This window comes from Sorangium sp. So ce426 (genome assembly GCF_051475585.1).
Taxonomy (GTDB): Bacteria; Myxococcota_A; Polyangia; order Polyangiales; family Polyangiaceae; genus Sorangium; species Sorangium cellulosum_B.
Window position 1 is genome coordinate 11812351 of sequence record NZ_CP150341.1, and the last position, 24885, is coordinate 11837235.

Below are 24885 nucleotides of genomic sequence, written 5' to 3' on the forward strand. Positions count from 1 at the left end.
CACACCACGCTCAACGCGTGTTTCGCGCGCGTTTCACGGGTGTTTCATTTGCGCTCTTCGCCCGTTCGCTACCGTGTCGGGAGCGGGCTGAAGCGCGGGCCGGGGCGGGTGAGCCCGAGCTGCGCGAGGAAGGGCGCATAACTCGAGTCCCGATCAGCCATGATCTCCGCGAGCCTCATCTTGACTGCGGCGATCCCTGCCCCTTCAAGGCGTCGGTAATTGTCCTCGGCCGGGTCGACCGCAGGCTCGACGCCTGCCCCTGCGAGGACGGTCCCAGTATGGTTCAGCCCCTCTGGAATCGTTTGTACAAACGGATCTGGCGCGTGTCGGAGGAGACCGACGAGCCGGTGCGAGTTCGTCTCGTCCCCCGCCATCTCGGGGTGGAACGCGGCCAGCACCGGCGCGGGGCTGAAGCGCCGCCGCAGCTGTTCACCCAGGCGCGACGCGAAGCGCTCGAACTGGGGCGACGGAGCATGGATGCACGGGAAAACCAGGTGCACCACCGCGGAGTCGGCCTCCTCCATGACCGCCAGCGCCGTCTCCAGGACGGGCTCGCGATCGAGCAGGACGTAAAAGCGTCCGAATCCGGTTGCAGCGTCGCGCATGAACGGGCAGAGCCGGTAGCGAGCGACAACCTCGTCGGCGTAACGCCCGTGGACTCGCCGCACCTCGGCCGCAAACCGAGGCGCCTCCGGGTGGTGGGCCAGCTCCCCCCGCACGACCGGCTCGCTCAAATGCATCACCTCATTTTCTCGGGGAAGCATTCTTCCCTCGGCCCGTGATAGCTTACGCCGCGCTGCGGCGGAAGGAGGAGGCGTGCAGGAGACCGCGAAGTTAACGCTGAAGAAGAACGGTGGGGAGCAGACGATCGAGTTGCCTGTGATCACGGGCACCGAAGGGGAGAAGGCGATCGACGTCGCGTCCCTTCGTTCGAAGACCGGGTACGTTTGCATCGACCCGGCCTTCGTCAATACGGCCTCGACCACGAGCTCCATCACGTTCCTCGATGGGGAGAAGGGCATCCTCCGCTACCGCGGCATCCCGATCGAGCAGCTCGGCGAGAAGTCGACCTTCGTGGAGACCTCGTACCTCCTCATCTACGGCAAGCTGCCGAGCAAGAGCGAGCTGTCCCGGTTCTCGACGCTGCTCACCCGGCACTCGCTGATCCACGAGGACATGAAGCGCTTCTTCGACGGCTACCCGTCGACGGCGCACCCCATGGCGATCCTGTCCGCGATGGTGCTCTCCCTGTCGAGCTACTACCCGGAAGCGATCGACGTGAAGAACACCGAGCACCTCGACATCACCATCGCGAGGCTGCTCTCCAAGGTGCGCACGATCGCGGCGTTCTCGTACAAGAAGTCGATCGGCCAGCCGTTCGTCTACCCGCACAACTCGCTCTCGTACTGTGCGAACTTCCTGAACATGATGTTCTCGGTCCCGGCGGAGCCGTACGAGATCGACGAGGACATCGTGAAGGTGCTGAACCTGCTCCTGATCCTGCACGCCGATCACGAGCAGAACTGCTCGACGTCGACGGTGCGCCTCGTCGGGAGCTCGAAGGCGAACCTCTTCGCCTCGGTCGCCGCGGGCATCTGCGCGCTCTGGGGCCCGCTCCACGGCGGCGCGAACCAGGAGGTCGTGACGATGCTCGAGGCGATCCGCGCGGACGGCGGCGACGTCTCGAAGTTCGTCAAGCTCGCGAAGGACAAGACCTCGAACTTCCGCCTGATGGGCTTCGGCCACCGCGTGTACAAGAACTACGATCCGCGCGCCGTCCTCATCAAGGCGGCCGCCGACAAGATCCTGGCGAAGCTCGGCATCAAGGATCCGCTGCTCGACATCGCGCAGCGCCTCGAGGAGACCGCGCTGAAGGATCCGTACTTCGTCGAGCGGAAGCTCTACCCGAACGTCGACTTCTACAGCGGCATCATCTACCGCGCGCTCGGCTTCCCCACGAACATGTTCACCGTCATGTTCGCGCTCGGGCGCCTCCCCGGCTGGATCGCCCACTGGAAGGAGATGAACGACGACCCGACCGGCAAGATCGGCCGTCCGCGGCAGATCTACACCGGCGAGAACGCCGTCGACTACACGCCGCTCGACGAGCGCGAGTGACCGCGGCGGGGCCCAGTGGCCCCGCCGGCGCCTTCCATCGACGATCCCCTCACTTCGACGAGCGCGCCCTCGGCGCGCGCGCTCGCGGCCCCTCAGCGGCTGAACACCAGCAGCACGACGATCACCGCCACGATGACGCCCGTGATGAGCGAGGCGCCGCCGACGAGCAGGAGCAGCTTGCCCGTCGAGAGCTGCGAGAGCGACGCGCCGGCGCGGGAGGGCGCTGACGGGTTGTCGTCGAGCGTTCGCTCCGGTCGGCTCATCGAGTGTGAATGGCGAGGGGCCGCGGCCGGCTCCACGACGGTCGGCTGCGGGCGCGCGCTCGGCGAACCGCCGGCATGCAGCGGAGGCGCCGGCTGAGAGATCGGCTGGCCGGCGCGGATCCGCCCCTCGATGACGGCCTGCGCATAGGGAGGCAGCGCGCCTGCGCGTACAGCGCGGACGTCCGCGCGCATGGTCTCGGCGTTCGGGTAGCGATGGAACTTGATGAACGCCAGCGAGCGATCGACGACGGCCGCGACGGCGGGCGAGATCCCGGGCGCGACGGAGGCGAGCGGCGGCGCGGCCTCGGTCGCGGCGGCGATGACCTCCATGGCCTCCGTCACCTCGCCGTGCACCTGTCGGCCCGCGAGCAGCCGGAACATCGTCGCGCCGAGCCCGAAGAGATCGGTGCGCCCGTCGATGTCGTGGATGAGCCCCGTCGCTTGCTCCGGCGCCATGTACGTCGCCGTGCCCATGATCATGCCCGTCTTGGTCGCTGTCTTCTCGGGCAGGCCGGTGAGCCCGTCGACGACGCGCGCGATGCCGAAGTCGAGCATGCGCACGCGCCCGTCGTTGCCGAGGTGGATGTTCTCGGGCTTGAGATCGCGGTGCACGACGCCGCGCGCGTGCGCGATCGCCAGCGTCTCGAGCACCTGGTCCGCGAGCGCGAGCACCTCGCCGGCCGGCATCGTCCCGGTGCGCGCCATCCGATCGAAGAGCGTCTCGCCCTGGAGCGCCTCCATCGTCAGGTAGGCGAGGCCCTCCTGCGTCTCGCCTGAGCCGAGCACGCGCACCACGCCGGGCACCGCGTCCGCCCCGCCGAGCGTGTTGCCGATGAACCCCTCGCGCAGGAAGCGCTTCCGCACCTCCGTGATCGCGTTGAGCTCCGGGTGCAGCACCTTGAGCGCGACCTGAGAGCCGTCCGCCGCGCGCCCGAGCAGCACGCTCCCCATGCCGCCGGTGCCGAGCACGCGCTCGATCCACCACGTCCCGGCGAACGTCTTGCCGACCCAGTGCTCCGCGTCGTCGTCGTACACGAGAGGCGCCCTCTTTGAGACCAGCGGCCATCCGAGGAGAGAGATCTCGGCGGCGAAGCCACTGGTAGGCCGCTCCGCTGCGGGCGCGCAAGCTAATTGATGGAGGTCGTGCCGAAACGGGGGTCGTCGTCAAGCCGCTCGGCCGCTGCCTTGAGCCCGGAGGCGACGCCCCGGAACGCGTCCGCTGGCATGCGAAACGTCACGCCAGGGCCGATGAGTGTCACGTGCACGGTGCCACACCCGCACCGGGTGATGCGTGTCGCCTCGTTCGAGGCGAGCTCGGTGTGTGGACCGCATTTCTTGGGCGCCGCCATGGTTGAACCTCTCCCACATCCTAGCAGCACCGGCCAGCGCTCGGCCACGACGCCCCGGAGCCCGACGGAACCCTGCCCGCCGCGCGACACGAACGCCCTGAAATTGTGCAGCCGTGTATATCTCTCCTCATCGCGACGCGATTGCCTGGAGGGACTCATGGCCGTTCGATGCCTGACGCTTGGTTTGCTTCCTGTCGTGCTGGGGATCGTGGCCTGCGTTGACGGGGGCGGGGGCGGGGGCGAGACGCCCGCGCCGGTCGACGAGTCGCTGCTCGATGTGCCGCCGGTCGGCCAGGGCTTCCAGATGCAGACCGAGGAGACCGAGGTGCCGGCGGGGGTCGAGCAGCAGGACTGCTACTTCTTCAAGGTCAGCGAGCTCGCCGCGTCGAACGGGCTGGACCCGGCCGCGCCCGTGAACCTCCACCGCGTGCAGATCGCGCAGCGCGACGGCTCGCACCACATGAACATCTTCCGCGTGAAGACCGTGAAGGGGCTGGGGCCGGAGGGCGGGCTCATCCAGAAGAACCAGAACGGGGTGGGGGAGTGCTTCAAGAGCCCCAACTGGGCCGACTGGCCGCTCATCGCGAACTCGCAGCAGGACGGCCAGGTCGACTGGGAGTTCCCCGAGGGCGTCGCGAACGTCCTCGCGCCCGACGAGTGGCTGATGCTGCAGACGCATTACGTGAACGCGACGTCGCAGAAGACCCCCGAGGCGGTCGGCCGCGTCCGGGTGAACTTCTGGGCGCTGCCCGCCGCCGAGGTCAAGGCCGAGATGGGCACCGTCTTCGCGACCAAGCAGTCGATCCGTGTCTGTCAGTCGAACCCGACACCCACGTTCGAGGGCTCGTGCCAGATCAACAGCCCCTCTCCCGTGAGGATCATCGGCGCCAACGGCCATTTCCACAGCCGAGGCACGCGGTTCGATATGTATGCATGGGACGGCAAGACCATCGGCACGCCTCCGGCCTCGGATCGCTTCTATACATCGAACGCGTGGGACGACCCGCCGATGCTCATCTCGCCGGAGCTCGACAGGGAGCTCCCGACGAACGGCGGCGTCTGGTACGGATGCACCTACGAGTGGCAGCAGCCGGATCCGTCCGTCGGGTGCAAGGGCCTCGACGAGTACGACGTGTCCAAGAACGGGACCGCCGAAGAGTCGCTCGATTGCTGCTACACGTTCGGGCCGATCGTCGAGAAGAACGAGCACTGCAACATCTTCGTCTATTACTATCCGAAGCAGGACGACGTGTTCTGCAACTGAGCCCTCCATGGCGGCGCGCCGGCAGGACCTCTCCAGGCGGGCCTTCACTCCGATGCGCACCTGCTTTCACTCCATGGCTCTGGCGGCGCTCGGCGCGGTCGCCCTCGCCGGCTGCCCCGGCGATCCTGCGAGGCCGCCCGAGCAGGAGCCGCCGGCGTGGCGCGTGCTGCTCGACGAAGACGATCTCGACCGCGCGGTCCTCTCGATCTGGGGGACGGCGCCCGACGACGTGTTCGCCGTCGGGGGGCCGCTCGGCAACACGGGCCTAAAGGCGCTCGCCCTGCACTACGACGGGGCGAGGTGGCGCGAGCTCCCGGCGGGCGGGGAGACGACCTTCTGGTGGGTGGCCGGCTCCGGTCCGCGGGACGTGTGGATGGTCGGCGAGCGCGGCCGCGCCGCGCGGTGGGACGGCGCGACGTTCACCGAGCACGCGACGGGGACGGAGGCGACGCTGTGGGGCGTGATCGCGTTTTCACCCGACGATGCCTGGGCGGTCGGCGGCATGCCCGGCAGCGGCGCGGACGCGGAGAAGGACATCGTCCTCCGCTGGGACGGCAGCGCATGGTCGCGAGAGCCGCTGCCGGCGGCGACCGGCCGGGCGCTCTACAAGGTGTGGGGCGAATCGTCCGAGGATCTCTACGCCGTGGGCGAGTTCGGCGTGATCTGGCACCGCTCGGGCTCGACCTGGGAAGTGCAATCCGATCCGCCGATCGCGCAGGGCACCCTGTTCACCGCCGCCGGCTGCAGCCGTGAAGAGGTGTACGCGGTCGGCGGGAGAGACGTGCTCCGCTCGGACGGCGCGTCGTGGCGCAGGCTCGAGATAGAGCTCACGAACGACGTGAACGGCGTCGCCTGCGGCCGCCCGGGGGAGGTCGCGATCGTCGGGTATGGAGGGCTCAAGCAGCGCCTCGTCGACGGGGCCTGGATCGATGAGTTCACCGAGGAGCCCTACGCCGATCTCCACGCCGTCTGGGCCGACAAGGAAGGGGCCTTCTGGGCGGTCGGCGGGGACTTCCTTAGCCAGCCGACACCCGGCAGAGCCCGCAAGGGCGTGGTGGCGCGCTACGGAACAGGGCAAATCGCCGACACTGTGAGCCGCTGATCACCCCGTAGCAGGTGTCCTCACCTGCTCGGACATGCCCTTCGTGTGGCATGGCGCATCATGGGACCGTGAACTCGGAGATACGCTGTGGCCGAGCGGTCACGACCAGCGAGACTTTTTTCTTGGGAAATGCTTCAAAGGGTGGCGCTGGTCGTCCGATTGCAACACCTGCGGAGACCACACGCGGATCCCGCGCTCTGAACCCAGGAGAATTGGCATGCGACGGACCATTGCTCAGCTTTTTGTGAGTGCGTTTACTTTTGCGGTTCCTGTGCTGATCGCTTCCTCCGCATCAGCCCAGCCCAATCCATGTGGAAACCTCCAGCTCGCGGCGGCCGGCGAGTGTGAGATTCGAACCGAGGGCGGCTGTGAAGGCTACTGCGAGCCGGTCCGTTTCGAGGCGGAGTGCTCCGGGCGGTGCACTGGCGGCGTGCAGGCGTCGTGCACGGGCCAGTGCCAGGCGGCCTGCGAAGGCGAGTGCACCGGCAACGCGGGGAGCCTGGACTGCGAGGGAAGCTGCAAGGCGAGCTGCACGGGGAATTGCGAGGCGAGGTGCGAGGCGAAAGCGGGCAGCGATGCCGGCGCGCGGGCGGACTGCGAGGCGTCGTGCTCGTCGAGCTGCGAGGGCGAGTGCAGCGTGAGCTGCGAGGCGACGCCGCCGAGCGCCTCGTGCGAGGCGAAGTGCGAGGCGAGCTGCGAGGGGGAGTGCAAGGTCGACGCGAACTTCGACTGCAACTTCAACTGCACGTCCGAGCTCCGGGGTGGGTGCGAGGTGCAGTGCACCACGCCGGATGGCGCGCTGTTCTGCAACGGGCAGTATGTCGACATCGCCGGCAGCATGGAGGAGTGCAAGAACTGGCTGCTCACGCAGGGCGTCGAGGTGGAGTTCCACGCCGAGGCGGAGGCCGAGGCCAGCGTCTCCTGCGCCGCCGCGCCGGGGTCGTCCTCGGCGCCGTTCGCGGGCACCGGGCTCGCGGCGCTCGTCGCCGGCGTGGGCGTGGCCGCCGCGCGCCGCCGCAAGCGGTCCTGAGCAGGGCCCGACGTTCCTGACGGCGCGCGCCGGAGGCGGATCCGGCGCGCGCCGGCTGCGCACCCTCGCGTCCTGAACGAATCCCCCAGGCCGGGTCGCCCCGCGCGGCCCGGCCCGGGTCTCTCCGGCACCGGTGTAGATTCGCGCGCACCCTGATGACCCTGCTCCGTCGTTCGAAGCCGCGCTGGGCGCTCGCCCTGGCGCTGCTCGCAGGCTGCGAGGCCCGCACGCCGCCCGCGCCGCACCCGGCGGCGCCCGCGGCGCTCGCGGCCGACGCCGCGCCGGCCGTCGCCAGCGCGAGCGCCGCGCCGCGGGCCGCGAGCGCCGCGGCGCCGGAGCCGCTGCCGCCGGTGCCGCCGATCGCGCTCGCCTCGGGCGGCCCGCGGGCGGTGCGCGGCGACGCCGGGCTCGTGACCTCGGTCGAGGAGCACGCGACGCGCGCGGGCGTGGACGTGCTGCGGCGCGGCGGCAACGCGGTCGACGCCGCGGTTGCCGTGGCGTTCGCGCTGGCGGTGACCCACCCGAGCGCGGGCAACATCGGCGGCGGCGGCTTCATGCTGGTCCGCCTCGCGAACGGCGAGACGCAGGCGATCGACTTCCGCGAGGCCGCGCCCGCGTCGGTGACCACCGAGTCGAACATGGCGATGGTGCGCGCCGGCGCGCACGGCTACGCGTCCGCCGGCGTCCCGGGCTCGGTCGCCGGCCTCGCCCTGGCCCACGAGCGGTTCGGCACCCGCCCGTTCGCCGAGCTCCTGGCCCCGGCGATCTCCCTCGCGCGCAAGGGGCACCGCCTCGGCGCGCGGCAGGCGCTGACGCTGCGCTGGGCGTGGCCGCGGCTGAAGGCCGATCGGGCCGCGAGCGCCATCTGGGGGCGGGGCAAGGCGCCGGTCGCCCAGGGCGAGCTGGTGCGGCAGCTCGATCTCGCCCGCACCCTCGAGACGCTCGCCGCGGAGGGGCCGCGCGCGTTCTACGAGGGCGCCATCGCCCGGCAGATCGCCGGCGCGATGCGCGAGCGCGGCGGCCACATCAGCGAGAGCGACCTGCGCGCCTACCAGGCGAAGTGGCGCGCGCCCCTCCGGTTCTCGTACCGCGGCTTCACCGTCGACACGATGCCGCCCCCCTCGATGGGGGGCGTCGCGCTCGCGGAGATGATGCTCACGCTCGAGCGGCTCAAGGCGCACGAGGCGCCCGCCGACTCGGGGCTGTCGCTGCACCTGTTCGTCGAGGCGGCGAAGCGGGCGTACGCCGATCGGCGCAAGGTGAGCGCCGACCCCGATTTCGTGGCGCCCGAGACGGCGCAGCTGCTCGCGCAGCTCCTCGACGGGGCCTACCTGATGCGCCGCAGGCCGCCCGTCGACCCGGAGCGGGCCACGCCGGCGGGCGACATCGCGGCGCCGCTGGGCGCCGTCGCGCAGGAGTCCCCGCAGACGACGCACTTCTCGGTGATCGACGCGCAGGGCAACGCGGTCTCGTGCACGACCACCCTGTCGGCGAGCTTCGGCGCGAGGATCGTGATCCCCGGCACGGGCATCCTGCTCGCCAACGCGATGGGCGCCTTCTCCGAGACGGGGATCAACGCGGTGGCGCCGGGCAAACGCATGGCGAGCTCGATGACGCCCACCCTCGTGAGCCGCGACGGCAAGGTCGCGCTCGTCCTCGGATCTCCCGGCGGCGACACGATCCCGAACACCGTCGCGCAGGTCCTCCGCAACCTGGTCGATCACGGGATGACCATCGACGAGGCGGTCCGCCACGCGCGCATCCACCACCAGTGGATGCCGGATCGCGTGCGCGTCGAGCGGCTGACGCCTCCGCCGCAGGCCGCCCTCGACGACCTCGCGCGGCGAGGGCACGTCGTCGTGATGGACCCGATGCCGATCGGCGACGCGAACAACCTCCTCGTCGACGCGGCCGGCGTCGCGTGGGGCTACGCGGACACGCGGGAAGGGGGCAAGGCCGAGGGCGTCAGCGCGCCGGACAGGCTCGGCCCGGCGGCGCAGGCCGAGGCGCAGCCATCGAGCGCGCGGTAGCCCGCCGCGCGGGCATCGAGCGCGCGGCAGCCCGCGCCCGAGCGACACCGAGCGCGCAGATCGAGCGCTCGGTGGTCCGCCGCGCGCCTCCGCGTCAGCGCAGCCTGGGGTCGTAGTTGGCCGCGTCGGCGTCGTCGTCCTCCTTGGGGCGCACGACGACGACAGGGCACGGCGCGTTCCGCGCGATCCGATCGGCCGTCGAGCCGCCGAAGAGCCGCTGCAGGGGCGACTGCGGGTGCGTGGCCACGACGATGAGATCGGCGCTGAGCTCCCGGGCGAGCGAGACGATGGCCCGGTCCGGCCGGCCCGTGCGGAAGTGCATTGCCATCAGCCGGGCCTGGCCGTCCGCGAACCGGTGCTGGAGCACGCGGAGCGACGGCGGCGACGACGCGCCCGGCGTCGTCACGTCGCGCACTGCAGGGGCGACCTGCCGCGGGCCGATGACCACCGCGTGGATCTCCGTCTCGCCGCGGAGCGCCGCCAGATCGAAGGCGAAGCGCCACGCCCGCCCGCCCGGCTCGGACAGGTCCATCGCGACCACCACGATGTACGGCTTCACCCGGCGCCCCCCGCGCACGGTCGCGCGGGCCTCGCTCGCGGGCGCCGGCTCGTTCACGGCAGCCGGCGCGCTGGCAGCGGCGGCCGCGCCGCCAGCGCGCCCTGCCGGCTCGCGGCGCCCAGGCTCGGCCCGCGGGGGGAGCGGCGCCTGGCCGACGGCGCCCGCCTCGCTCGCCCCCGCGGGCAGCGTCTCCGGCGGCGCGTCGCCCGCCGCGTGGGGCGTGGGGGCGAACGACCTGCCCTGATCGGCGCGCGCAGGCGCCGGTGCTTCGGTTGGCATCGCGCCAACGTTTGCCGCGCGCCGCGCGTCCGCAAGCGCCCCGCCCGACGGCGCGGGTCGCGCGCAGCGCGGCGCGGCGTGGCGCGCGCAGGCGAGCAGCGCGAGCCGGCCCCCGCGCGCCCGGACCTCCCTGGGCCACTCCATCCTTGACGCACCCTCCAGACCTTCGCAGCGTCCCGCCCATGATCCCCCGCTACACTCCCGCTGAATTCGAAGAGCTCTGGTCGCCCGCCACCCGATTCTCGACCTGGCTCGAGGTGGAGCTCGCCGCCTGCGAGGCGATGGAGGCCGAAGGGCTCGTGCCCGCCGGCATCGCGAAGGGGATCCGCGCGAAGCAGCTGACGCTCGATCCCGCGCGGATCGATGCGATCGAGCGCACGGTCAAGCACGACGTCATCGCCTTCCTGACGCACGTCGAGGAGCTCGCGGGCGAGGGCGCGCGGTGGCTGCACAGGGGGATGACCTCGAGCGACGTGCTCGACACGAGCCTCGCGCTGCTGCTCGCCCGCGCGACGGACCTGCTCTCGGCGCGGCTCGACAAGCTCTGCAGCGCGCTCGCGCGGCGCGCGGACGAGCACCGGCGCACCCCGATGATCGGCAGGAGCCACGGCATCGCCGCCGAGCCGATCACGTTCGGCCTGGCGCTCGCCGGCCACCTCGCGGAGATGAAGCGCGGCAGGGCGCGCCTGCTCGCGGCGCGCCAGGCGATCGCGGTCGGGAAGATCGCCGGCGCGGTCGGGACGTACGCGCACCTGTCGCCGCGCATCGAGGAGCGCGCGCTCGCCGCCCTGGGCCTGCGCCCCGAGACGGTCTCGACGCAGGTCGTCGCGCGCGACCGCCACGCCGAGCTCTTCACCGCGCTCTCGCTCATCGCGGCGGGCATCGAGCGGCTCGCGACCAACGTGCGGCACTGGCAGCGCACCGAGGTCCGCGAGGCGGAGGAGCGCTTCACCGTGGGCCAGAAGGGATCGAGCGCGATGCCCCACAAGCGCAACCCCATCCTCAGCGAGAACCTGTGCGGCCTCGCGCGCATCGTGCGCGCGGCCGTGATCCCGGCGCTCGAGAACGTGCCGCTGTGGCACGAGCGCGACATCTCGCACTCGTCGGTCGAGCGGATGATCGCGCCCGACGCGACCTCGACGCTCGGGTTCATGCTCGACCGCGCCGCCGGGCTCGTGGAGGGGCTGGTCGTCTACCCCGAGAAGCTGCGCGCGAACCTCGACAGCACGGGCGAGCTCTTCTTCAGCGAGGCGGTGCTGCTGGCGCTCGTCCAGAAGGGCAGGCCGCGGCAGGCGGCCTACGAGCTGGTGCAGCGCTGCGCGATGCGCGCGATCGCGGGCGAGGGGCGCTTCCGCGACAACCTCGCCGCCGACGCCGACGTCGCGGCGCTGCTCGCCCCGGACGAAATCGCGCGCTGCTTCGACCTCGACCACGCGCTCTCGCACGTGGACACGATCATCGATCGCGCGCTCCGCGACTGACCTGCGGCGTTGACCTGCGCGGGCCGGTTTGACAGGCTCGCCCCGCCATGGCCGCCCCCACACCTGTCCGCTCGCGCTGGCGCCGGCTCGCGGCGCTCGCGCCGCTCGCGGCGCTCGCCGCCTGCAGCGGGGGCGCCTCGGCGCCGCCCCCGCCTCTCGGCGCGGCGCCCCCTCAGGCCGCGGCGCCCCCTCGGGCTGTGGCGAGCGCCGAGCCAGCGCGGCCGGCGGAGGCGCCGCGCGAGCCGTTCACCGCGCTGCGCGATCGGATCCTGCGCGAGTGGGTCGCGGACGAGCCGGCCTTCGCGCGCTCGCGCGGGCTGCACGAGCAGGACGGCAAGGTCGCCGACTACGCCGCCGCGGCGATGGAGCGGCGGCTCGCGCGCCTCGAGCGCGACCGCGCGGCGCTCGCCGCCGTCGACGCCGCGGCGCTCTCCCCGGACGAGGCGCTCGACCGCGCGCTGCTCCTCCAGCAGATCGACCTCACGATCTTCAGCGGGAGGGACCTCGAGGAGTGGCGCCGGCGGCCGCAGTTCTACGGCGATCTGTTCGGCGTGAACCACTACCTCGATCGCGCGTACGCGCCGCTGCCCGAGCGCGCGCGCCGCCTCCTCGAGCACGAGAAGGCGGCGCTGGCCCAGGCGCCGCGCGTCCTCGAGAACCTCGTGAGCCCGATGCCGAAGCCGGTGATCGAGGTCGCCGTGAAGATCTTCCGCGGCTACGCCGAGTACCTGCGCGGCGACGTCGTCAAGCTGCTCAAGGGCGTGGGCGACCCCGCGTTCCAGGCCGATTTCGAGGAGACGAACGCCGCGCTCGCCGACGCGGCCGAGCAGCTCGCCGAGCACCTCGCGAAGGTCGAGCTGCCGAAGGGCGACGCGAGCCATGTGCTCGGGGAGGCGCGGTACCGGAAGCTCCTCCTCGCGCAGGAGGGGCTCTCGATGCCGCTCGCCGAGTTCAAGAAGATGGGCGAGGACGACCTCGCGGCGAACAAGGCGGCGTACCAGGAGCTCGCCAGGAAGGTGAAGACCTCCCGGCCGAAGGCGGAGCAGCTCCTCGGCGAGGCGACGCGGATGATGGAGTCGGCGCGCAAGTTCCTCGTCGACAAGGAGATCGTGAGCCTGCCGTCCGACGAGCGGGCGATCGTGAAGGAGACGCCGCCCTACATGCGCTGGAACGCCGCCTTCCTCGACGCGCCGGGGCCGTTCGAGCGGAAGGGGCTCGAGGCGTTCTACTACATCACGAAGCCGGACCCCTCGTGGCCCCGGAAGGAGCAGGAGGAGTACGTGATGCTGCGGGGCACGCTGCTCTCGACGACCGTGCACGAGGTCTACCCGGGGCACTTCGTCCAGGGCCTCTGGGGGAACCGGGCGCCGACGGAGACGCAGAAGATGTTCGGGAGCGACTCGTTCGTGGAGGGCTGGGCCCACTACGTCGAGCAGATGATGATCGAGCAGGGGTTCGGCAAGGAGGACCCGCAGAGTCGCCTCGGCCAGCTCGCGGACGCGCTGCTGCGCAACTGCCGGGTGGTCGTGTCGCTCGGGGTGCACGCGGAGGGCATGAGCCTCGACGAGGCCGAGCGCCGCTTCGTCGACGACTGCTTCCAGGACCGCGCGACGGCGCGGGAGCAGGCGGTGCGCGCGACGTTCGACCCCGGCTACTTCGCCTACACGCTCGGCAAGCTCCAGATCCTGAAGCTCCGCGAGGAGGCGAAGGCGGCCCTGGGCCCGGCGTTCTCGCGGAGACGCTTCCACGACGCGCTCCTCTCGCACGGCTCGCCGCCGCTGCCGCTCGTCCGCGAGCGCGTGCTCGCCGAGCTCAAGGCGTCGCTGAGGAAGCAGCCTTTATAAAGTCCCTGCTCTAAGGTGCCCAGCGCGCCGGGCGCGCGGTGATCGGGCCGCTTGGCGTAGTGGGCGCGGAAGAGCTCGTAGGTGCCGTCGATGACGTGCCGCCGCACGGTGGCGCCTCCGCGGGCGCGCTAGAGCGACAAACGGGTTGAAACCACGAGAAAAAGCAAGAATTTTACAGGGAGACGGGGAGGCGGGGAGCGAGAGACGGCAAGAGAAAGAAATTCATTCTTTCTTCCTCCCCGCCTCCCCGCCTCCCTGTGAAAATTCTCCGGGTTTCAACGTGATCCTTCCTCTAGGCCGTCACGTCGGCCATGAAGATCGGCGGGGTGTGCAGGGCCAGGATCTCCGGCGCGGGCGGGGCCGACTGCTTCGCCATCCGCAGCGCCTCGTCCATCGTGCGCGCCGTCTCCCAGCCGAGCAGCTGCGGGATGTACTCGTTGTCGGCGCCGACGACGATCATCCGGCCGATGTGCTGCCGACCCGCCTCGCCCCAGTACCACATGAAGAACGGGTGGGTCGGGTGGTACGCGTGCCCGAAGCGGTACATCTCGATGTACGCGGGGTTCTCGGAGAACTTCTTCTCGTACCGCTTGTGCAGCTCCATCGCGTCCCGCGTCTCCGGCAGGAGCCGGTGCACGAACTCGATGTACGGGGCGTGGTGCTCGTTGTCGAACAGGTCGGTGCAGGGGTGGAGGATGATCATCGTCCCCCCCTTCTTGAGCATCGGCGCGCCGCGGTAGAGGTTGAACAGGTAGCCGTTCGCCATCACCTGCACGAGCAGCGGGTTCAGGAACGAGTTCACGTTGTACGGGCTGATGTACGGGATGCCCGTGATCAGGATGTCGGCCTGGCCCGAGACCGGGACGAGGTACTGGTCGAAGCTGCGCTTCAGCGTGTGCTCGTGGACGGCCTCCGTCTCGCCGGCGAACACCCCGGTCACCCCGAACGGCGAGGGGACGCGCTGGAAGATCGCCTGGCGCGCGGGCTGCGGCACCTTGGAGAGCGTGAAGCGGAGGGCCCGCAGCGCGCTCTTCTCGCCCGCGCTCAGGTCGTCCTCGTTCTTCGCGAGGAACTCGAGCGGGCGATCGAACATGCGGTTGTTGATCGTCGTCTCGATCGTGAAGACGTTGAGCTTCTTGTTGGCCAGCCGGCCCATGCGCTCGACGCTCGTGTGCAGCGCGGAGCTCTTCGGATCCATGTACGAGTAGCAGTCGCGCATCACCCGCGGGTTGTGGTGCGCGCGCAGGCTCCGGTAGCCGCACAGGCCGACGGCGACCGACTTGTGCCCGCCGTCCATCGGCACGAGGTTGAGGTTCACGTAGATCACGAGGTCGCTGTCGACCGCGCGCTTGTTGAGCTCGACCTCCTCGCCGACGTCGGTCGTGCCGACGTACTTCATGTTGGCGACGTTCTCGGCGTCGTGGTTGTAGAGCCGCTTCGGCCAGTAGGCGTTGAAGATCCGGTCGCCGACGATGTGGCGGACCTCCCAGTCCTTCATCCGCCGGTGGACGCTCGTGGCGATGATGATCTCCACGTCGTCGACGCCGTAGTCGGCGAGCAGATCGAGCACGATCGTGAGCACCCGCTCGCGGATGTCGGGGCGCTTCATCTGCGGCAGCGGCAGCGAGATGTCGTCCACCGCGATCGTGACCTTCATCCCCGGGCGGAGCTTCGCGTAGAGCGGCTCCGAGTTGTACGGGTGGTTGATCGCGTAGCGGATCGCGGCGTCGACGTCCTTCAGCGGCTCGATGGGCGGCTTCGCGTAGAGCACCCGGGTGCCGGTGGGCAGGTCGACCTCGACCAGCTGGTCGCCTGAGAAGAGCACCCGGGGGGCGCTGCGGCTGTCTAGCGTGACGACGCAAGGATGGCTCATGGGACCTTCAGAGCAGGGGGTGCGACGTGTTGGGCTGGGGGGTGGCCTCCCGCCGCCGGCGGGGGAGGCAGGGTCATGCGGCGAGGTGGAGGATCGGCCAGTGGTACGCCTGCGCGAGCATCTTGAGCTTGCGGTCCGGGTTCACCGCCGCCGGGTAGCCGACGACCGAGAGCATCGGGACGTCCGAGTAGCTGTCCGAGTAGGCGAAGCACTCGTCGAGGTCGTGCCCGTGCGCGTGGGCGTGCTCGCGGATGAGCCGCGCCTTCTCGGGCCCGGCCACCACCGGGCGCAGGAGCTTGCCCGTCGCGAACCGATCCTTCACCTCGAGGCGGTTCGCGATGATGCCCGTCGCGCCGAGGTGATCGGCGAGCAGCTGCATCAGGAAATCCAGCGCGCCGGAGACGAGGACGACGTCGTGCCCCTTGTCGAGGCTGCACTTCACGAGGTCCCGCGCCTTGGCGTAGATCGCCGGCTTGAGCACCTTCGCGAACGCCTCCTCCGCGAGCGCCACGAGGCGATCCTCGGAGACGCCCTCGAACGAGCTGAAGAGCAGCTCGTTGAAGAGGCGCCGATCCTGGAGCTCCGCCATCGCCATCCACGGCGCCTTGACGATGGCGCGGCCGAGCTTCGCGAGGCTGTGCATCGGCGTCGGCTGGTTCAGCATGTAGAACACCGTCGGGTGCACGAGGTTCGTCGTGACCAGGGTGCCGTCTACGTCGAAGTAGCTCGCCGGCATGCGGGGCAAATCTCCCTGCATGCCGTTTGAGTCAAGATCGAGCTGCCGCGAACCGGTGTTCGCAGGCGATCGTCACGCCGCGTCGAGGTGCCACGCCGCGTCGATGCGCTCGCGCAGGGCGTCGGGCCGTCACGCGGCGAACAGGCGCTCGTACCGGTCGTCGAGGTCGACGCCGCCGTCGGTGTCTCCCCGGTCCACCGGGTTGATCCCGCAGTACTCGACGCTCGCCAGGTGGCGCCAGCGCCCGGCGCGCTCGGGCTCGTCGGGCAGCACCGGTGTCGTGCAGGGGAAGCAGCCGATGGTGCGGAAGCCCATCGCGTGCAGCGGGTTCTCGAGCGCGTCCTCGTGCGCGGCGAAGTACGCGTCGAGCTCCTCGCCGGTCAGCGACGCGAAGGGGTGGACGCGGAGCGTGTTGTTCGCGGGGTCGAGGCCGAACGGCGCGACCTTGGCGCGGGCGCCGCCCTCGCCCCGCCGCAGCGCCGCGACGAGCGCGTCGTAGCGGCCCCGGATGGCGCTCAGCGGGGCCGATTTGCGGAGGTCGCAGCAGCGCTCCTGGCCCTCCTTCGAGAGGTAGAGCAGCCCTTCCTCGCGCGTCTGCTGCGCGAAGCTGCGCTCGGGCGAGAGCGTGACGACGCGCAGGTTCGGGTGGGTCCGCGCGAGCGCGTCGCGCGTGGCGAGCGTCTCGGCGTGGAGCACGCCGGTGTCGACGAAGACGACGTCGAAGGAGAGCCCGGCGCGGTCGGCCATGTGGCAGAGCGCGGTCCCGGCGCGCTGCATGCTGCTCATGATGGCCGCGCGCGGGCCGAAGGACTCGCGGACGAAGCGGAGGAGCTCGACGGGTGACGCGCCCTGGAAGCGTCGGTTCAGCGGTTCGAGGTGTCGCTCGGTGATGCGCATGAGCGATGGATAGCAGAGCCCGTTTCCTTGATCCGGGTTGCCTTCGCCTGAGCTTGCGCGTAACTCCGCTGGCGAGGAATGACCAGCGTCTATCAAGCCTCAAAAGCGGGCGGGCTCGGCCAGGACCTGCCGGAGCTCGAGCGCCGGCGCTTCCTGTTCGTGACCGGCAAGGGAGGGGTCGGGAAGACGACGATCTCCGGCGCCCTCGCCCTCGCCTTCGCCGCCCGCGGCAAGCGCGTCCTCGTCGCGATGTGCCACACGAAGGAGCGGCTCTCCGCCATCCTCGGCTCGAGGCCGATCGGCCCGGAGGTCATCCAGGTCGCCGAGCGCGTGTCGGCGGTGAACATCGCGCCGGACAGGGCCCTCCGGGAGTACGGCGAGATGGTCCTGAAGATGCGCGCCGCGGCCGATCTCGTCTTCGACAACAAGTACACGCGCACCTTCTTCCGCGCGGTGCCCGGGCTGTTCGAGTGGGCGATGCTCGGCAAGGCGTGGTTCCACACGACGGAGCTGCTCCCGGACGGCTCGAACCGCTTCGACGTGGTCCTGCTCGACGCGCCCGCGACGGGGCACGGGGTGGACATGCTGCGGGTGCCGAAGGTGATCCTCGACGTGGCGCCGCCGGGCATCCTGCGCCGGGACGCCGAGGCGGCGTGGGCGATGTTCAGGGATCCCGCGCGGAGCGGGGTCGTCGTCGTGACGCTCCCGGAGGAGATGCCGGCGACCGAGACCGTCGAGCTCGTGGCGGAGGTCCAGGGCGACCTCGGCCTGCCCGTCCACCGGGTGATCATCAACGGCGTGCTGCCGGCGCTGTTCTCGCCCGAGGAGCAGCGGGCGCTCCTCGTCGACCCGGCGCGCCTCGACATCCAGGCGCCGGCGCGCGCCGCGGACACCGTCGAGAGCGCCTTCGTGGCCGGCGCGCGGCGGGCGATGCGCGAGTCGGTGCAGCGCGAGAGCCTGGCCCGCCTGCGGCGCGATCTCGACCTGCCCACCGTGATGCTGCCGTTCCTCTTCGACGAGGCCTCGACGGTCGCCGGCACGCGGATGCTGGCCGAGCGGCTCTGAGCGGGGGGCGGATGCCGGCGGCCCTGCTGCGAGCGAGCCCGCTGCTCCGCGACGGACGCGCGCTGCTCGACGCCGATCGCCTCGTCCACGCGGGGGTCGCCGACCGGCGCGCGAGCTTCGAGCTCGCCTTCGCCGCGATGCCGCCCCACACGGGTTTCCTCGTGGTCGCGGGGGTCGAGGCGGCGCTCGAGGCGCTCGCGGCCGACGGCGCGCGCTTCGACGCGGCGGCGGTCTCCGCGGCGCGCGCGGCGTGCGGCCTGAGCGACGCGCTCGAGGAGCGGCTCGCCGGCGCGACGCTGTCGGTCGACATCGACGCGATGCCCGACGGGACGATCGCCTTCCCGGGGACGCCCGTCGCCTCGGTGGAGGGGCCGTTCGTCGAGGCGCTGCTCGTGGGCGCGCTGCTCGCTCCGGCGCTCCGCCGCGGCACGGCCGCGGCGACGCGGGCCGCGCGGCTCCACATCGCGGCGGGCGGGGGCGACATCGTCGACGGGTCGTCGGCGAGCGCGCCGTTCGCCGACGAGGCGCTCGCGCTCGCCCGCGCGGCGCACGTGGGCGGCGCCGCGGCGACGACGTGCGCGCTCGCGGCCACGGCGCTCGGCATCCCGTTCCGCGGCGAGGCGGGGATCGACCTCGGCGAGCTCGCGCCGCCGCCGTCGCCGCTCGAGGGCCGCTGGCCCTGGTACGCCGATCGGATGGTCGACCTCGGGGGCGACGACGAGGAGGCGCTGCTCCTCGAGGCGAGGCGCGTGGGCGCGGGCGCGGGCGGCTGGGTCGCGTCGGGGCTCGGGGAGGCGGTCGAGGGGCTGCCGGCGGCGCGCTGCGAGCTCGTGGCGCTCGAGGAGTCGGGCGCGTGGGCGCTCCGGCAGGGCACGAGCGATCGCGGGGACGTGATCGCGGGGCGGAAGATGGTGGCGCGCTACTACGACGAGGCGGGGCGCGCGGCCTTCGACGTGATCCACCTCGCGCACGAGCGGATGCTGGCGCCGCGCGCGCTCGGCGTCGCGAGGCTCGCCCCGCTCGCGCGCGCGGCGATGCGCGGCGGGCGCGCGCTCGAGTCGCCCGAGCCGCCGAGCGCCGGGCGCGAGCGGTCCATCGCGGGGCGCCAGCAGCTGCCGGACGCGGTGGCGCACCTGCGCGCGCCGGCGAGGTACCCGGTGCAGTTCTCGCCGGCGCTGATCGCGCTGCGGGAGCCGGATCCGCCGGGGGTGCTGCGGTAGCTTCCGGGTGAGCATGAGAGCTCGCCGAGCTCGCCGGCTCGCGCGGACGGAGCTCTTTGCCGGACGTGTGGATTCGTGCCCGGACATCAACGTGCGAGTCGCGGCCGCGGCGCCTATCCCCATCAGGAACTTGGCGCTGGTGCTTCACCGCCCGCTCGGGGTGAAATGCTCGCCCACGGCTCCTGCGCCAGGAGCCGCCGCGCGGGCGCGATTCTCGCGCGGGTGCCTGTGAACCCATGAAAAGACGACGGGGGCAGACATGACGCAGATGACCGGTGTTGCGGGCAGGGCCCATCACCTCGAGCTCGGGATGTTCGGCGCCAACGGGACGAGCACGGCGCTGTCCAGGGTGCCAGAGCGCTGGCGCCCGACGTGGGAGAACAACCGCGACCTCGTGCTCGCGGCCGAGGCGGCAGGCCTCGATTTCCACATCCCGTTCGCGCGCTGGAAAGGGTTCGGCGGCGAGTCGGACCCCCTGGGCGTCACCCTCGATCCCGTCGCCTGGGCGGCCGGGCTCCTCGCGCTGACGAAGAGGATCGCGCTCTTCACCACCATCCATACGCCCTTCACGCACCCCATCGTCGCGGCCAAGCACCTGGCCACGCTGGATCACATCGGCCCGGGGCGCGTCGGCATCAACATCGTCAGCGGATGGAACAGCGACGAGGCCGAGATGTTCGGGATCGAGCAACGCGAGCACGATCAGCGCTACGAGTACACGAGCGAATGGCTCGACGTGATGCTCAAGCTGTGGACCAGGGACAAGCCGTTTCATCACGAGGGCAGGTTCTTCAACCTGCGCGGGGCGACCGGGGCCCCGAAGCCGCAAGGCGGCAAGGTCACCCTGATGAGCGCGGGCGCGTCGGTCGCCGGCCGGGCGTTCGCGGTCAACCACTGCGATCGGCTGTTCACGATCCTGGTCTCCCTCGAGGCGTGCCGCGACGAGATCGCGAAGGTCACGGAGGCCGCCCAGCGCGCGGAGCGCCGCGTGGACGTGTACACCGCGGCGTGCATCGTCTGCCGTCCGAGCCGGAAGGAAGCCGAGGAATACTACGAGCGCATCTCGCGCGAGATGGCCGACGAGCCCGCGATCGACAATGCGCTACGGCTGCTGGGGCTCGACTGCCGCTCGTTCTCTCCGGAGTTCCTCGCGATGTTCCGGAGCCGGTTCGCCGCGAGCCACGGGCATTACCCGATCGTCGGCACGCCGAGCGACGTCGCCGAGGAGCTCCGGCGCATCCGCGATATCGGGGTCCGCGGCCTGGCCCTCTGCTTCATCGACTACGCCGCCGAGCTCCCGTACTTCAGGGATGAGGTCCTGCCCCGCCTCGTCGACATGGGCGTCCGCCGGCCTGGCTGACTACTCGGAGACCTTGATCAGCAGCTTTCCGATCTTGTTCGGCTGGAAGAGCATCCCGAGCGCGTCCGGGGCGTTCTCGAGGCCTTCCGCTCCTGAAGGCGGGCGCTTGGAGCCCGCGCTGGGCCCGCGTAGCCTGTCGAGACGTCTCCGATGGATCCCCGCGCACACGATCGCCCCATCCGGCTCGACGCCGATCGCCTCGCCATCCCCGGGGTGAGGTGTGGTCGATTCACCCGCTCGACGCGCCGAGTGAAGGACCGTGGCCGACGCGCCCGATCGAGGTGCCGGCCGAGGACGTGTGGGTGCCGGTGGCGGGCTGAGCTCGCGTGCCAGCAGTTCAGTCGACGTAATTTCAAGAATGAATCTGGCTGTCTAGATAAATTGGCCCTCAGTCCAGAAGCTATTCGCTTGAATCAGGTTAATTGAAGGCAACATCCCGAGAACCAACTCAAAGATCTAGGTGATCGCAGCCTGGATCCAGAGAATCGATTCAAGAATCTAGGTGATCGCAGCCTGGATCCAGAGAATCGATTCAAGAATCCAGGTGATCGCAGCCTGGATCCAGAGAATCGATTCAAAGATCCAGGTGATCGCAGCCTGGATCCAGAAAAATCGCTCAGGAATCAAGCGAGTTGAGACCGGGTGGGGCAGTCTACTCGGAGACCTTGATCAGCAGCTTTCCGATCTTGTTCGGCTGGAAGAGCATCCCGAGCGCGTCCGGGGCGTTCTCGAGGCCTTCCACCACGCGCTCGCGCCAGGTGATCCGGCCCTCCTTGATCCAGCCGTGGATCTTCTCGAAGGCCTCGGGGAAGCGCGCTTGATGATCGCTGACGACGAAGCCTTGCACCCGGAGCCGCTGCATCAGGATGAGCGGGAAGCGCACGGGGCCCGGGCGCGGCTGCTTGTCGTTGTACGTCGAGATGAGCCCGCAGATCGCGACCCTTCCGAAGAGATTCATCTTGTCGAGCACGGCGTCGAGGATGTCGCCGCCCGCGTTCTCGAAATCGATGTCGACGCCGTTCGGACAGGCGCGGTCGAGCGCCGCCGCGACGTCCTCGGTGCGGTAATTGATGCAGGCGTCGAAGCCGAGCTCCTCGGTCACATGGCGGCACCCGGCGTCGCTGCCGGCGATGCCCACCACGCGACAGCCCGCGATCTTGCCCATCTGGCCGACGAGGGAGCCCACCGAGCCGGCGGCGGCGGACACGACGATGGTCTCGCCGGGCCTCGGCTGCGCGATATCGAAGAGGCCGACGTAGGCGGTGAAGCCGCCGGTCACGTGGAGCGGGCAGAGGAAGGCGCCGAGCGGGACGTCCAGCGCGGGCAAGCGCGTGAGGACGAGGTCGCCTGGAGCCGCGACGTTGTAGTCCTGCCAGCCGAGCAGGCCGGAGACGAGGTCTCCTGCGCCATAGTCGGGGTGACGGGAGCGCTCGACGACGCCGACGCCGAGCGCGCGCATCACCTCGCCCTGGTTCACGGGCGGCATGTACTGCTTCATGTCGCTCATCCAGATCCGGTTCGTCGGATCGACGGACAGGTAGCGCGTGCGGACGAGGACTTCGCCGTCGCCAGGCTCCCGCACCGGCGCCTCGCGGAGCTCGAAATGGCTGCGGTCCGGCGGGCCCTCGGGGCGCGCCTTCAGGATGTAGTGGCGGTTGGAGAGGGACGAGGTGCTCATGAAGCGAAGCTAGACGCCCGGAGGCTTCACCGGAAGATGCAACCCGACCGCCGCGGCTCACATGTCGAGCAGGAGCTGCGTCAGGATGTAGTTCGTGACGAGCACGGTGACGCAGCTCTCGACGACCGCGCGCGTGGTGGCGACGCCGACGCCGCGCGCGCCGCCCGAGGCGTAGAAGCCGTGGCGGCACGAGACCGACGAGACGATGAAGCCGAAGACGCACGCCTTGATGAGCCCCATGGAGATGTCCTTGGGGAGGGCGAAGTCGCGGATGCTCTGGAAGAACGCGCCCTCGTCGCCGCCGAGCCAGAGCACGGCGACGAGGTACGAGCCGCACATGCCGACGCTCGTGTACAGGATGCAGAGCAGCGGCAGCATCACCGTCGCGGCGAAGAGCCGGGGCGAGAGCAGGTACTGCACGGGGCTCACGCCCATCGTCGCGATCGCGTCGATCTGCTCGGTGACGCGCATGTTGCCGAGCTCCGCGGCCATCGCGCTGCCGGCGCGGGCGGTGACCATGATCGCGGAGAAGACCGGCGCGAGCTCGCGGGCCAGCGAGACCGCGACGAGGCCGCCGACGCGGCCCTCGGCGCTGAACGCGCGCAGCGCGTAGGACGTCTGCAGCGTGACGACCATGCCGCTGAAGACGCCGGTCAGGCCGACGATGAAGACCGACTGCGCGCCCATGAAGTCCATCGCCGCGAGGAACTGGGCGGGGCGGAACGGCGGGCGCACGAGCCAGACGATCGTCTGGAAGGTGAGCGTGACGATGTTGCCGATGTTGTCGAGGAACGCGAGGACCGGCTCCAGCGCCCTGTCGAGCAGCTGGCCGCGGCTGGTCTCAGCGCCTTCCTTCACGGTGCGCTCTTGTACCACGCAACGCCGCCGCGCACGGGCCGGGCTCGCGACGACCCCGCGCGCCCGCTCGCCCGCGCCGCGACGCGCGCTTCGCGCCGGCGCGTGGATCGATCCGCCGGTCGAGCCCGCCCGGGGGCGAAGCGATCCCCCGCTCGCCCTCGCCAGGCTCCGGCCGCTCGACGCGCCTCACGCAGCGCCCGGCCCGGCTCCTCGCGATCCGACGGCGCCGCGCCGCAGCTCGTCCTCCAGCGCGGCGAGCACCTCGCCGCTCCGCGCGCCGGTCGCCCTGATCTCGGCGGCGCGGCCGGGCGCGGCCGGGTCCTCGGGGGCGGCGAGGTGGATCAGGAGCGCGTCGCCCCCGAGCGCCTCCACGAACGGCTCGCCCCACTCCACAACGACGAGCGCGCCCTCCGCGCGGCGCTCGCGCAGCCCGAGCTGGGCGAGCTCCGCGGCCGCGTCGTCGCGCGCGCCCTCCGCGGAGGACGCGCCCCCGAGGCGGTAGGCGTCGGCGTGCGCGATGGGGATCCGGCCCTCATGCTCGTGGACCAGCGTGAACGTCGGGCTGGTGATCGGGAGCGCCGGCGGGACGCCGAGCGCCCGGCAGAGGGCGCGGGCGAAGAACGTCTTCCCGGCGCCGAGATCGCCGGCGAGGACGACCAGATCGCCGCCCGCGAGGCGCGCGGCGAGCGCCCGCGCCAGGCGGATGGTGCTGCGGCGGCTCGGCAGCTCGATGCGCATGCGTCAGAACCGGGCCCCGGCGCCGAGCGTCGCGCCGACGAGCAACAGGGAGCCGCCCCCCGTGGGAACCCACCGGAGGTTGCCGAGCTGGGCCTCGAGCTGCACCGAGGGGCTCAGCGCGAGCGCGACGTCGAGCGACGCCCCGAGCACGGGGTCGACGTCGAGATCGCCGCGGTACGTCGTGAGGTCGGGGCCGACGACGTCGGCGCTGGACCTGAAGAACGCGCCCGCGCGGAGCGACGGGCCGAGGTGGAGCGGGAACGCGCGCCACGCCCCGTCGTGCGGCGTCAGGCTGGGCGTCAGCAGCAGGCGCGCGCCGCCCTCGATCCAGCCGGCGAAGGGGCCGGCCAGGTTGCCGCCGCCGCCGGCGAACAGCTCGAGCCCGCGGTCGCCGGGCGCATAGGCCACGCGCGCCTCCCCGACCAGCGAGGCCGCGCTGCCGCTCGCGCCCGGGAGGCGCGCCGCCGCGACGGCCAGCCCGAGCGACGCGGACACGGCGACCCGGCGCCCGCCCGAGTACGCAGGCCACACGCGCTCCGGCCCGAGGGGATACGCCATCAGCACCTCCTTCGCGGGCGGCGCGGGCGGCGGCGCCGGCACCGGGGGCAGCACGATCGCCCCTCCCGCGGACGGGGGCGCGCTCGCCGGAGCGGAGCGCGCGGCGCGCTCCCAGGGGAGCTCGCCGGCGCCGACGCCCTCCGGGCGGAGCAGGACCGCCAGCATCTCCTGCGTCTGCCGGGTCTCCTTACCCCGGTCGACCTCCCTGGCGACCGACTCGACCCGGCCCGTCGAGGCGAGGTACGCGGTGAGCTCGATCCGGGTGGTCGTCACCGCAGGATCGACGGTGCCGGTCAGGACCCAGTCCGCGCCCGTCCGCGCGCCCACCGCGCGGTACTCGTCCGCGCTGTCGGCGACGCCATCGGCGACGTCCTTGAGCGCGGCAGCGACCTCGCCGTCCGGCGCCGTTGTGTGGCCGAGGGCGGCGAGCCCGCGCGCGACCTCGGCCTGAGCGGCGCTCCGGGCGGCCTCGTCGGTGCCCCCGCGCGTGGGGAGCAACGCCACCCGATCGGCGAGCGCGGCAGGGGCGATCGCCAGGAGCGCGGCGGCGGCGGCACAGGAGAGGGCTCGGCGGATCATGCGG

General features: G+C 71.4%; 21 protein-coding genes. 10 read left to right on the plus strand and 11 right to left on the minus strand.

Annotated features, from left to right (window positions below):
- Positions 1-68: 68 nt before the first annotated feature.
- Positions 69-740 (minus strand): hypothetical protein, encoded by a 672-nt coding sequence (locus WMF44_RS44345; protein ID WP_231864534.1) that lies wholly within the window; start codon positions 738-740, stop codon positions 69-71.
- A gap of 76 nt (positions 741-816) precedes the next feature.
- Here WMF44_RS44345 and WMF44_RS44350 point away from each other — a divergent pair, with 76 nt between their 5' ends.
- Positions 817-2118: a citrate synthase gene (locus tag WMF44_RS44350; protein WP_437296081.1), complete on the plus strand. Its 1302-nt coding sequence runs from the start codon at positions 817-819 to the stop codon at positions 2116-2118.
- Positions 2119-2210: 92 nt separating this feature from the next.
- On the opposite strand, the gene WMF44_RS44355 is transcribed toward WMF44_RS44350, so the two are convergent.
- Positions 2211-3416: a protein kinase domain-containing protein gene (locus tag WMF44_RS44355; RefSeq protein WP_437296082.1), complete on the minus strand. Its 1206-nt coding sequence runs from the start codon at positions 3414-3416 to the stop codon at positions 2211-2213.
- A gap of 92 nt (positions 3417-3508) precedes the next feature.
- Entirely contained in the window at positions 3509-3730 is a 222-nt protein-coding gene (locus WMF44_RS44360; RefSeq protein ID WP_437296083.1) for a hypothetical protein, read from the minus strand.
- A 157-nt stretch (positions 3731-3887) separates the two neighbouring features.
- On the opposite strand from WMF44_RS44360, the gene WMF44_RS44365 reads away from it, so the two are divergent.
- From WMF44_RS44365 to ggt, 4 genes are all read left to right on the plus strand, one after another.
- Positions 3888-4994: a hypothetical protein gene (locus WMF44_RS44365; protein ID WP_437296084.1), complete on the plus strand. Its 1107-nt coding sequence runs from the start codon at positions 3888-3890 to the stop codon at positions 4992-4994.
- Between the two features lie 7 nt (positions 4995-5001).
- A complete protein-coding gene (locus WMF44_RS44370; RefSeq protein WP_437296085.1) occupies positions 5002-6096 on the plus strand; it encodes a WD40/YVTN/BNR-like repeat-containing protein in 1095 nt (364 codons plus the stop codon).
- Positions 6097-6526: 430 nt separating this feature from the next.
- Positions 6527-7126, plus strand: coding sequence for a hypothetical protein (locus tag WMF44_RS44375; protein WP_437296086.1), 600 nt, complete (start codon positions 6527-6529; stop codon positions 7124-7126).
- A gap of 155 nt (positions 7127-7281) precedes the next feature.
- Positions 7282-9156 carry a gamma-glutamyltransferase gene (gene ggt, locus WMF44_RS44380; protein ID WP_437296087.1) on the plus strand — a complete coding sequence of 625 codons (1875 nt, stop codon included), beginning with the start codon at positions 7282-7284 and terminating at the stop codon, positions 9154-9156.
- Between the two features lie 94 nt (positions 9157-9250).
- On the opposite strand, the gene WMF44_RS44385 is transcribed toward ggt, so the two are convergent.
- Entirely contained in the window at positions 9251-9994 is a 744-nt protein-coding gene (locus WMF44_RS44385; RefSeq protein ID WP_437296088.1) for a universal stress protein, read from the minus strand.
- 182 nt (positions 9995-10176) lie between these two features.
- Between WMF44_RS44385 and purB the strand changes: the two genes are divergently transcribed.
- Complete coding sequence (gene purB / locus WMF44_RS44390; protein WP_437296089.1) at positions 10177-11475, plus strand: adenylosuccinate lyase; 1299 nt, start codon at positions 10177-10179, stop codon at positions 11473-11475.
- A gap of 47 nt (positions 11476-11522) precedes the next feature.
- On the plus strand, positions 11523-13319 hold the full coding sequence (locus WMF44_RS44395) for a DUF885 domain-containing protein (RefSeq protein ID WP_437296090.1): 1797 nt from the start codon (positions 11523-11525) through the stop codon (positions 13317-13319).
- A 292-nt stretch (positions 13320-13611) separates the two neighbouring features.
- On the opposite strand, the gene WMF44_RS44400 is transcribed toward WMF44_RS44395, so the two are convergent.
- From WMF44_RS44400 to WMF44_RS44410, 3 genes are all read right to left on the minus strand, one after another.
- Entirely contained in the window at positions 13612-15192 is a 1581-nt protein-coding gene (locus WMF44_RS44400) for a lactate racemase domain-containing protein (protein ID WP_012240902.1), read from the minus strand.
- A 73-nt stretch (positions 15193-15265) separates the two neighbouring features.
- Positions 15266-15928, minus strand: a complete 663-nt coding sequence (locus WMF44_RS44405; RefSeq protein WP_012240903.1) for an HAD family hydrolase — start codon at positions 15926-15928, stop codon at positions 15266-15268.
- Positions 15929-16057: 129 nt separating this feature from the next.
- Positions 16058-16825, minus strand: coding sequence for a phosphoadenylyl-sulfate reductase (locus WMF44_RS44410; RefSeq protein ID WP_437296091.1), 768 nt, complete (start codon positions 16823-16825; stop codon positions 16058-16060).
- A gap of 78 nt (positions 16826-16903) precedes the next feature.
- Here WMF44_RS44410 and WMF44_RS44415 point away from each other — a divergent pair, with 78 nt between their 5' ends.
- The 3 genes from WMF44_RS44415 (at position 16904) to WMF44_RS44425 (ending at position 20470) form a co-directional block, all read left to right on the plus strand.
- Positions 16904-17890: an ArsA family ATPase gene (locus tag WMF44_RS44415; RefSeq protein ID WP_437296092.1), complete on the plus strand. Its 987-nt coding sequence runs from the start codon at positions 16904-16906 to the stop codon at positions 17888-17890.
- An 11-nt stretch (positions 17891-17901) separates the two neighbouring features.
- A complete protein-coding gene (locus tag WMF44_RS44420) occupies positions 17902-19110 on the plus strand; it encodes a hypothetical protein (protein WP_437296093.1) in 1209 nt (402 codons plus the stop codon).
- 259 nt (positions 19111-19369) lie between these two features.
- Positions 19370-20470 (plus strand): LLM class flavin-dependent oxidoreductase, encoded by a 1101-nt coding sequence (locus WMF44_RS44425; RefSeq protein WP_437296094.1) that lies wholly within the window; start codon positions 19370-19372, stop codon positions 20468-20470.
- Positions 20471-21122: 652 nt separating this feature from the next.
- On the opposite strand, the gene WMF44_RS44430 is transcribed toward WMF44_RS44425, so the two are convergent.
- The 4 genes from WMF44_RS44430 to WMF44_RS44445 form a co-directional block, all read right to left on the minus strand.
- Positions 21123-22148: an NADP-dependent oxidoreductase gene (locus WMF44_RS44430; RefSeq protein WP_437296095.1), complete on the minus strand. Its 1026-nt coding sequence runs from the start codon at positions 22146-22148 to the stop codon at positions 21123-21125.
- A gap of 57 nt (positions 22149-22205) precedes the next feature.
- The gene (locus WMF44_RS44435; RefSeq protein WP_437296096.1) at positions 22206-23006 is read right to left on the minus strand and encodes an MlaE family ABC transporter permease; all 801 of its coding nucleotides are present in this window, start codon (positions 23004-23006) and stop codon (positions 22206-22208) included.
- Positions 23007-23192: 186 nt separating this feature from the next.
- Entirely contained in the window at positions 23193-23744 is a 552-nt protein-coding gene (gene tsaE / locus WMF44_RS44440; protein ID WP_437296097.1) for a tRNA (adenosine(37)-N6)-threonylcarbamoyltransferase complex ATPase subunit type 1 TsaE, read from the minus strand.
- 3 nt (positions 23745-23747) lie between these two features.
- Positions 23748-24881 (minus strand): hypothetical protein, encoded by a 1134-nt coding sequence (locus tag WMF44_RS44445; RefSeq protein ID WP_437296098.1) that lies wholly within the window; start codon positions 24879-24881, stop codon positions 23748-23750.
- Positions 24882-24885 lie beyond the last annotated feature (4 nt).

Bases quoted from the DNA above. Each gene is read 5' to 3' on its own strand.
- WMF44_RS44345 (WP_231864534.1), bottom strand. From the start codon at position 740: ATGCATTTGAGCGAGCCGGTCGTGCGGGGGGAGCTGGCCCACCACCCG.
- WMF44_RS44360 (WP_437296083.1), bottom strand. From the start codon at position 3,730: ATGGCGGCGCCCAAGAAATGCGGTCCACACACCGAGCTCGCCTCGAAC.
- WMF44_RS44365 (WP_437296084.1), top strand. From the start codon at position 3,888: ATGGCCGTTCGATGCCTGACGCTTGGTTTGCTTCCTGTCGTGCTGGGG.
- WMF44_RS44370 (WP_437296085.1), top strand. From the start codon at position 5,002: ATGGCGGCGCGCCGGCAGGACCTCTCCAGGCGGGCCTTCACTCCGATG.
- ggt (WP_437296087.1), top strand. From the start codon at position 7,282: ATGACCCTGCTCCGTCGTTCGAAGCCGCGCTGGGCGCTCGCCCTGGCG.
- WMF44_RS44385 (WP_437296088.1), bottom strand. From the start codon at position 9,994: ATGCCAACCGAAGCACCGGCGCCTGCGCGCGCCGATCAGGGCAGGTCG.
- purB (WP_437296089.1), top strand. From the start codon at position 10,177: ATGATCCCCCGCTACACTCCCGCTGAATTCGAAGAGCTCTGGTCGCCC.
- WMF44_RS44395 (WP_437296090.1), top strand. From the start codon at position 11,523: ATGGCCGCCCCCACACCTGTCCGCTCGCGCTGGCGCCGGCTCGCGGCG.
- WMF44_RS44400 (WP_012240902.1), bottom strand. From the start codon at position 15,192: ATGAGCCATCCTTGCGTCGTCACGCTAGACAGCCGCAGCGCCCCCCGG.
- WMF44_RS44405 (WP_012240903.1), bottom strand. From the start codon at position 15,928: ATGCCGGCGAGCTACTTCGACGTAGACGGCACCCTGGTCACGACGAAC.
- WMF44_RS44410 (WP_437296091.1), bottom strand. From the start codon at position 16,825: ATGCGCATCACCGAGCGACACCTCGAACCGCTGAACCGACGCTTCCAG.
- WMF44_RS44415 (WP_437296092.1), top strand. From the start codon at position 16,904: ATGACCAGCGTCTATCAAGCCTCAAAAGCGGGCGGGCTCGGCCAGGAC.
- WMF44_RS44420 (WP_437296093.1), top strand. From the start codon at position 17,902: ATGCCGGCGGCCCTGCTGCGAGCGAGCCCGCTGCTCCGCGACGGACGC.
- WMF44_RS44425 (WP_437296094.1), top strand. From the start codon at position 19,370: ATGACGCAGATGACCGGTGTTGCGGGCAGGGCCCATCACCTCGAGCTC.
- WMF44_RS44430 (WP_437296095.1), bottom strand. From the start codon at position 22,148: ATGAGCACCTCGTCCCTCTCCAACCGCCACTACATCCTGAAGGCGCGC.
- tsaE (WP_437296097.1), bottom strand. From the start codon at position 23,744: ATGCGCATCGAGCTGCCGAGCCGCCGCAGCACCATCCGCCTGGCGCGG.
- WMF44_RS44445 (WP_437296098.1), bottom strand. From the start codon at position 24,881: ATGATCCGCCGAGCCCTCTCCTGTGCCGCCGCCGCCGCGCTCCTGGCG.